This is a genomic window from Chromobacterium sp. Panama (assembly GCF_003052555.1).
Taxonomy (GTDB): domain Bacteria; phylum Pseudomonadota; class Gammaproteobacteria; order Burkholderiales; family Chromobacteriaceae; genus Chromobacterium.
In genome coordinates this window covers 1,351,135-1,358,589 of the sequence record NZ_QARX01000001.1, presented here as the reverse complement: position 1 = coordinate 1,358,589, position 7,455 = coordinate 1,351,135, and the positions used below count along the sequence as shown (strand labels likewise).

Annotated in this window: 7 protein-coding genes; 1 reads left to right on the top strand and 6 read right to left on the bottom strand. The window is 62.7% G+C overall.

The window, feature by feature from the left end:
• Nucleotides 1-175: 175 nt before the first annotated feature.
• Nucleotides 176-2,716, bottom strand: a complete 2,541-nt coding sequence (locus DB032_RS06335) for a TonB-dependent receptor (RefSeq protein ID WP_107798722.1) — start codon at nt 2,714-2,716, stop codon at nt 176-178.
• Nucleotides 2,717-3,430: 714 nt separating this feature from the next.
• Here DB032_RS06335 and DB032_RS06330 point away from each other — a divergent pair.
• The gene (locus tag DB032_RS06330; protein ID WP_019104007.1) at nt 3,431-3,790 is read left to right on the top strand and encodes a DUF2325 domain-containing protein; all 360 of its coding nucleotides are present in this window, start codon (nt 3,431-3,433) and stop codon (nt 3,788-3,790) included.
• Between the two features lie 116 nt (nt 3,791-3,906).
• Here the strand turns inward: DB032_RS06330 and DB032_RS06325 are convergent, their stop codons facing one another.
• From DB032_RS06325 to DB032_RS06305, 5 genes are all read right to left on the bottom strand, one after another.
• The gene (locus DB032_RS06325; RefSeq protein WP_107798721.1) at nt 3,907-4,086 is read right to left on the bottom strand and encodes a zf-HC2 domain-containing protein; all 180 of its coding nucleotides are present in this window, start codon (nt 4,084-4,086) and stop codon (nt 3,907-3,909) included.
• Complete coding sequence (locus tag DB032_RS06320; protein WP_107798720.1) at nt 4,083-4,643, bottom strand: sigma-70 family RNA polymerase sigma factor; 561 nt, start codon at nt 4,641-4,643, stop codon at nt 4,083-4,085. The genes DB032_RS06325 and DB032_RS06320 overlap by 4 nt, the downstream gene beginning before the upstream one ends.
• An 82-nt stretch (nt 4,644-4,725) precedes the next feature.
• Nucleotides 4,726-6,087, bottom strand: coding sequence for a DNA repair protein RadA (gene radA, locus DB032_RS06315; RefSeq protein WP_107798719.1), 1,362 nt, complete (start codon nt 6,085-6,087; stop codon nt 4,726-4,728).
• 27 nt (nt 6,088-6,114) lie between these two features.
• Nucleotides 6,115-6,678 (bottom strand): hypothetical protein, encoded by a 564-nt coding sequence (locus tag DB032_RS06310; protein WP_107798718.1) that lies wholly within the window; start codon nt 6,676-6,678, stop codon nt 6,115-6,117.
• Nucleotides 6,679-6,693: 15 nt separating this feature from the next.
• Nucleotides 6,694-7,449: an SDR family oxidoreductase gene (locus DB032_RS06305; RefSeq protein WP_107798717.1), complete on the bottom strand. Its 756-nt coding sequence runs from the start codon at nt 7,447-7,449 to the stop codon at nt 6,694-6,696.
• Nucleotides 7,450-7,455: the final 6 nt, after the last annotated feature.

Below are 7,455 nucleotides of genomic sequence, written 5' to 3'. Positions count from 1 at the left end.
GTGATGCTCGTCATGTTTATACCCACAATTGCGGCGACTAGACCGGCCCCTCCCCGCCTTGTGAGCGGGCGGAGCCGGCGCGGCCGCCATTTGCCACTCCGGCCTTCGCGCGAAAGCCGGTTCCTGCGTCCTCCCTCCAGCCGGGGCGGCGCAAGGCCGTCCCGGCATGGCGGAGTTACATCTTGTAGCTGGCCTTCACGAAGTAGGCTCGGCCCACCGCGTCGGTGAAGCGCGGGTCATAGCCCTGGGGCGTGGTTTCGCCCTGATTGCTCCACGGCGGCAGTTGGTCGAACAGGTTCTTGATGCCGGCGGTCACGGTCAGTTGCTTGTTCCAGGCGTAGGATCCGGACAGGTTCCAGGTGGAGTAAGGCTTGACCATGTGGCTGGGGTCGGAATCGGTGTAACCGGACTTGTAAGCCTGGGCCAAGATGCCGCTCCACGAGCCGCGCATCCAGTTCAGCGCCAGATTGTGCTGCCAGCGGAAGGTGGGGCTGCCGTTGACATAGGCGCCCAGATCGCTGTGGTAGTCTCCGCCCTTCTCGTACTGGAAGCTGTGCTTACTGATGTAAGTGCCGTCCAGATTCACCGTGAAATCGCCAACCGAGGTGCGCGGCAGACGGTAGGAGAAACCCAGGTCGACGCCGGCGGCGCTGGTGTTGCCCAGGTTGTCGGTGAGGTCGGTCACGTACAGCAGATTGTTCTTCGAATCCCGGACGAACAAATTGGCGTATTTGCCCGGGTTGGCGAAGATGGTCTGCTCGTTCAGCGAACCGATGGAGTTCTGGATATTGGTCCACCAGAAGTCCACGCTGGTGGTCAGGTCCTTGACCGGCTCCAGCACCATGCCGAAGGAGATGGACGAGGATTTTTCCGGCTGCAGGCTCTTGTTGCCGCCGGTCAGCAGATTTTGCTGCGTCTTGACGCAAGAGGACGAACCGGCGCCCGGCTGCGCCACGCCGCCCGGGCACAATACCGGGTCGGTGTAGTTCTTGGCGGTCAACTGCTGCTGGGCCGGCTGGTTGATGTCGTACAGAGACGGCGCGCGGAAACCGGTGCTGGCCGAGGTGCGCAACAACAATTGCGGCACCGGCTGGTACTTCAGCGAAACCTTGGGATTCACCGAGCTGCCGGAATCGCTGTAGTGGTCGTAACGCACCGCCAGGTTGGCGTCCAGATGCTTGATCACCGGGATGTCCAGTTCGCCGTACAAGGCCTGGGCGCTGCGCTGGCCGCTGCCGTCGTTGGTTTTGGTCAGGCCGGTGCTCAGGGTGTCGGTGGACAGCGCATGGTTGTAGGTATGCTCGATGGTTTCGCGGCGCGCCTCGGCGCCGATGGCCACCGCCAGCATGCCGGCCGGCAGTTGCAGCACTTCCTTGCTGACCTTGAAATCCGCCAGATCGAGTTTGGACTTGGCCTGCTCGATGCGGCCGCTGGACGAGAACGGTTTCCAGGCGGCCGGATCGGAAGTCCCTGGATCGAAGCCGCTGTTCAACGCGTTCTGCAGCTTGCTCTGGCTCAGGTAGCCGCCGTCCAGATCGTGGGTGACCTTGCTTTCCGAGTGGCCGAGGCCGGCGCGGTAGTCCCAACCGGCGATCAAACCCTCCAGATTCATCTGCAAACGCTGGGTGGTGGCGGTGGTGCTGTCCACGCGCGCGCCGGCCGGCACCGAGCGGCCATACACCGGGAACGGGCCGTCCGCCGGGTTCTGACCCGGCGCGGTCGGCGAAGTCACGTCGCCGGAGAACGGCGTCGGCGCCACCCAGGTGGTGTTCTTGGTTTCGGTCACCAGATATTGCAAGGACAGCTCGTGGTCGCCGATGCGGGTGGTGCCCTTGAGCACGCCGGTCTGCTGCTCGACCTCGGGCTGGATGGACGGATACAGCGAATACAGCTGCGAACAAGCGCCGCTGCCGTCCGGCGTCGAATACGGCGGCGCGCAATTGGGCGAGCCGGTAATCAGGTCGCCGCTGGGCAACAGGTAGTTGGGGGGAAAGCTGTTGACGCTGCGCTTGGTGCTGCTGGTGATCTGAGACGCGAAATCACGCTGGGTGGCCATGATCTTGTTGGTCTTGTGATACTCGTAAGCGCCGTAGATATTGAAGCCGTCCTTGCCCAGATCGCCGTAGCCGTAGGACAGGTTGACGCTGCGCTCCTGGCCGCCGGAACGTTGCGGGGACAGAAACTCGCCGCCGATGGACAGGCCCTGCATGGTTTTCTTGGTGATGAAGTTGATCACGCCGCCGATGGCGTCGGTGCCGTAGATGGCGGAAGCGCCGTCGCGCACCACTTCGATGCGGTCTATCACCGTCAGCGGAATGGCGTTGAGGTCGACCGAGGTGCCGTCCATTGGCTGGTTCACGATGCGGCGGCCGTCCAGCAGGATCAAGGTGTACTGGTGACCCAGGCCTCGCAGGCTGGCGTAGGAAGCCCCCCCGGTGGAAGCGCCCACCGCGGCGTTGGCCCCCTGGGAGGACTGGTTGGCGGCCAGGCTGTTGACCACTTGCTCAACCGACGTCATGCCCTGTTTGATCAGGTCGTCGGTCTTGATGATGGTCATCGGGATCGCCTGCTCCTGCTTGATGGAGCGCTTGATGTTGGAGCCGGTGATCTCCACTCGGTCCAGGGTGCCGCTTGCGTCGTCCGCATGGGCCAGAGGCATGGCTCCGGCGCCGAGCATGGCGAGCGCCAGCGCGATTCTCTTCTTGCGATAGTTCATGATTCTCCAATCCCTTGTAAGTTCATCCGGCCACTGACCTCGTCGGGTTTATGGCTCTATTCAGAGCATCGTTGTGCTCATTTTTTGATCTGAACCGAAGGCGATCCGAGTGTGCGAATTAATCATGATCAGCGTCAATAAACTTTTCCGCGGCGGCCCCCCGCCATCTTCAGAGCGAGCAGGCACTATGTTTTAAGCAATGATTCTTAAGGGCTCAAAACCTTTATTAAACAAGCGTCTAACCGGTATTAGAAATCCAATATACAAAAACCCTCATCGCATACTTAGAGCAGAAACTACAAAAAAAAGGCATGCATCTATCCCGTAAGCATGTTGCTTTTTTGCAATTGCGTTAAAAACAGCGCAGCGTAAATACTTCTTATTCTGTGTTTTTAATACTTGTTACATGTAAAAAGCTGGTGGCTGCCATGCATTATTCAGATGCCACTTTCTAAATCTCCTCCGGCAGGCGGCGCGGCCGCGGATTACGCCACGCCGGCCAGCCGGCCGCCCTCGCCCCGCGCGCCGGCCCGGCATGAAGCGCGCTCATGCAAGACCCGCCGCCGGCGCCGCTCTCTCGGGTAAACGGCCCACGCGGCGCGACCGATCCGCCACAGTTCACCCCTGTCCTGATTGCCATTTTCAAAGTTTGTGATTGACCGGCTAAATGATAACGATTATCATTTCCAAAAATTCACCCAGGAGGGATGTCCAATGAATGCCATGCTTGTGGGAGCCGATACCCTCGGCAATATTCCGGATGTGCTGCGCGATTTCGGCATCAACATCCATCGTCACGTCAGCGGCCGCAACAGCTCGCACCAGCGCAAGGTGGACCGCCTGCCGGCCGGCACCGACCTCTTGATTCTGTTCACCGATTTTCTGGGCCACAACGTGATGCGCCATTTCCGCGAACTGGCCTCGGAAAACCAGATCCGCTTCATCGCCTGCCGCCGCTCGGTCTGTGCGCTCAAGCAATCGCTCACCGGAGCCGGCCTCAACGACAGCCAATGCGCCGCCTGCCCGCACCAGTGCGCGGCGGCCAAGAGCGGCGGCGGCAAGCGCAAGCGCTGATTTTTTCTTACCACCCTTGAAGTTAAAAGCCGGCTTGCGCCGGCTTCTTTTTATCCCGCGCCGCGGGCAAGAAAAAACCGGCCAGAAGGCCGGTTTCCCCTTGCGCTTTCAAGTGGCTACTCCCCGCGCCCCGCCTTGCGCGCGGCCTCCCCCAACTGCTTCAGCTGTTGCGAGAAATTGCGGCAATTGCCGCACATGAACAGGTGCACGCGCAGACGCACGTGTTCCCACTGGCTCAAGGGACGATCCTGCGAGGCCGAGATCAAACGGCTGGCCTGACGACAACTCAACTTCATACGCTAGCCTCCCGGCTCCAGCGAATCGAAAAACATTCCCGCAAGCTCATGCGGGCGCGATACAGCAATACGGAACAGTTGGTCGCGCTGATCTCCAGATTCTTACAGATCTCCGCGATCTCCATGCCCATCACCTCGCGCATCACGAACACCATCGCGGTGCGGCGCGGCATCACTTCCGAACACTGCTCGAACACCTCCCAGAACTGGCGCGAGATCAAGGACTGCTCCGGCCCGCTCCAGGCCTTGACCGGCTCGCGCCAGTGGCCGTCCCGGCTGAACAGACCGTCGAAATCGCCGTCGTCGGCCTCGTTCTCCAGCGATTCGAACAGCTTCTCCTTGCCCTTGCGGCGCAAGGCGTCGATCAGCTTGAAGCGCAGGATGGAGGTCAGCCAGGTGCGCAGCGTGGATTTGCCGCTAAAGGAGGCGCGGGACTCCAGCGCCGCCAGCAGCGTTTCCTGCACCGCCTCGTCGGCGGCGTCCTTCTCGCGCAATTGCGCCAGCGCGTAGCGGAACAGATAAGGGCGTTCCGCTTCTATGTCTCGGTCTTCTATCATTCGCTATCCGCTTTCTTAGAGTCTGTTTACGATCTCGCGAGCTAAAGCGAGACGCAGCAGATCGTAAACAGGCTCTTGCCGCTCACTCGCGGCAGAATTCCACCGCCTGATCCAGGCGCTCCACCGCGATCACCCGCAGCCCTTCTATCGGCTGGCGCGGGCTGTTGGCCTGCGGCACGATGGCGCGGGTGAAGCCCAGCTTGGCCGCTTCCTTCAAGCGCTCCTGGCCGCGCGCCACCGGGCGCACCTCGCCGGCCAGGCCCACTTCGCCGAACACCACCAGCTTTTCCGGCAAGGGCTTGTTGCGCAAGGAGGACACCATGGCCAGGATGATGGCCAAATCGGCCGCCGGTTCGTTGATCTTGACCCCGCCCACCGCGTTGAGGAACACGTCCTGATCGAAGCAGGCGACGCCGCCGTGGCGGTGCAGCACCGCCAGCAACATGGCCAGCCGGTTCTGCTCCAGGCCCACGGTCAGGCGCTTGGGCTGGAAGCCGTGACAGTCGTCCACCAAGGCCTGGATTTCCACCAGCAAGGGCCGGCTGCCCTCCTGGGTGACCAGCACGCAGGAGCCGGACACATCGTCGCGGTAAGAGGACAGGAAGATGGCCGAGGGATTGGACACGCCCTTGAGGCCGCGGTCCGTCATCACGAACACGCCCAGCTCGTTGACCGCGCCGAAACGGTTCTTGATCGCGCGTATCATCCGGTAATTGGAGTGGGAATCGCCCTCGAAATACAGCACGGTGTCCACCATGTGCTCCAGCACGCGCGGGCCGGCCAGCGAACCTTCCTTGGTGACGTGTCCCACCAGCAGGATGGTGATGCCGGTCTGCTTGGCCATGCGCGTCAGCTGCGCCGCGCATTCTCGCACCTGGGACACCGAGCCGGGCGCCGAGGTCACTTGGTCGGTGTACAGGGTCTGGATGGAGTCGATCACCGCCACTTCCGGCTGCTCGCGCTTCAGCGTTTCCAGGATGGTTTCCAGCCGGATTTCCGCCAGCAGGTTGACGCGCTCGGTGGCCACCGCCAAACGGGTGGCGCGCAGCGCGATCTGCTGCGGCGATTCCTCGCCGGACACATAGAGCACTTTGCGGCGCGCGCCGATTTCGGACAGCGCTTGCAGCAATAACGTGGATTTGCCGATGCCGGGATCGCCGCCGATCAGGATCACCGCGCCGCGCACCACGCCGCCGCCCAGCACCCGGTCCAGCTCGTCGATGCCGGACGGGTCGCGCGGCACTTCCTCGGTTTGCACATCGGACAGCTTTTGCACCTGGGTGGCGCTGTCGCTCCAGGACTGGAAACGGGCGTTGGCCGCCGGCGCGGCCTGCACCGCCTCGGTCAGCGTGTTCCAGGCGTTGCAATGCGGGCATTGGCCCTGCCATTTGGGCGTTTGACCGCCGCACTCGGCGCAACTGAATACGGTTTTGATTTTTGCCATCAGGACAACGGAAAGAAGTGGGCGGGCTCAGCCGTGCGAACCAGGCGCAGGGCTGTTCTTATTGAGTTCATTGATGATGTTGAGCAGGCGTTTCTGCTCCGGCTCCGCGCCGGAGGCGGCCTTGGATTTTTCCCCGCCTTCGCCGGCGGGCTTGTTGCGGATGGCCGCCAGCACCGCCTCCACTTGAGGATCGGTGCGCGCGGCGCGTTCGGCTTCTTCGTTGCTCAGCGGCCTGGGGCCGGAGGGAGAGGTGTTGGCGCTGGATTTTTCCGCCGGCGCGGACGCGGCGCCGTGGCCGCTGGCGGTGGGCGCCGGCATGCCGGCGGAGGCGGACGCTTCCCGGGGCGGCTCCATGGTGTCCAGCTTGTTCTTGGCCATGTACTCGTTCATCTCGCGCCAGCCGGCGTAAATCGCCGCCTTGTCGGCTTCGGGATTGCGCAGATAGCACTCTTCCAGCGAACGGCCGGTCTGACGGCAGGCAGCGCCTATCGCCTTATTGGCGTCCTTGGTCAAGCCGGTGACGTTGCCCACCCAGTTGCAGCCGGTCAACGCCAGCAACAGCGGCAACCATAGCCATCGCCCTATGCTCATGCCTCCCCCTTCCCCTCAAGCGCGCCGGGCGCGCAAATCCAGTTCCACGATCTCGCCGGTGCGGCCCTGGCTGGCGGGCCCCAGCCAGTACAGCAAATGCGGCATCAGTTCGGACAGATTGCCGCGTTCGGACTTGTCCTCGCCCGGGTGGGTGCGGTTGCGCTGCGGCGAATTCACCGGCCCCGGGATCAGCTGGTTGACGCGCAACTGCGGGTAAACGTCCCATTCATTGGCCGCCACCTGGGTCAGGTAGTTGAGGCCGGCCTTGGATGCGCCGAAACCGCCCCAGTACGGCGCCGGGTGCAAGCCGTGGGTTTCGCCGACGAACAGCACCGCCGCGTCCGGCGAATCCTTCAACAGCGGCAGACAGGCTCGGGTCAGTGCGAACGGCGCCACGGTATTGATCCGGTACTGGTCCATCCATTCTTCCACCGTCTGATTGGACAGCGGCGACAGCGCGTAAAAATGCGAGGCGCAGTGCAGAATGCCGTCCAGGCGGCCCAGCTCGCGCTTGATCATCATCGCCAGATTGTTGAAATCGCCCTCCGCCGCCTTCAGCAGGTCCAGCGGCACCGCCGCCGGCTCCGGCCCTCCGGCGGCCGCTATTTCATCGTAGACCTTCTCCAGGCCTTTGACGCTGCGCGCCAGCAACACCACGGTGGCGCCGTGACGCGCCAACGTCAGCGCGGCCTCGCGGCCTATGCCCTGGGAGGCGCCGGTAATCAGCACCACGCGGTCCTTGAATGCGTTAGAGGCGATATCTGTCGTCATTTTTTT

Excerpts from the sequence above, each read along its gene's own strand:
- DB032_RS06335 (WP_107798722.1), bottom strand. The coding sequence starts at position 2,716 with ATGAACTATCGCAAGAAGAGAATCGCGCTGGCGCTCGCCATGCTCGGC.
- DB032_RS06330 (WP_019104007.1), top strand. The coding sequence starts at position 3,431 with ATGAATGCCATGCTTGTGGGAGCCGATACCCTCGGCAATATTCCGGAT.
- DB032_RS06325 (WP_107798721.1), bottom strand. The coding sequence starts at position 4,086 with ATGAAGTTGAGTTGTCGTCAGGCCAGCCGTTTGATCTCGGCCTCGCAG.
- DB032_RS06320 (WP_107798720.1), bottom strand. The coding sequence starts at position 4,643 with ATGATAGAAGACCGAGACATAGAAGCGGAACGCCCTTATCTGTTCCGC.
- radA (WP_107798719.1), bottom strand. The coding sequence starts at position 6,087 with ATGGCAAAAATCAAAACCGTATTCAGTTGCGCCGAGTGCGGCGGTCAA.
- DB032_RS06310 (WP_107798718.1), bottom strand. The coding sequence starts at position 6,678 with ATGAGCATAGGGCGATGGCTATGGTTGCCGCTGTTGCTGGCGTTGACC.
- DB032_RS06305 (WP_107798717.1), bottom strand. The coding sequence starts at position 7,449 with ATGACGACAGATATCGCCTCTAACGCATTCAAGGACCGCGTGGTGCTG.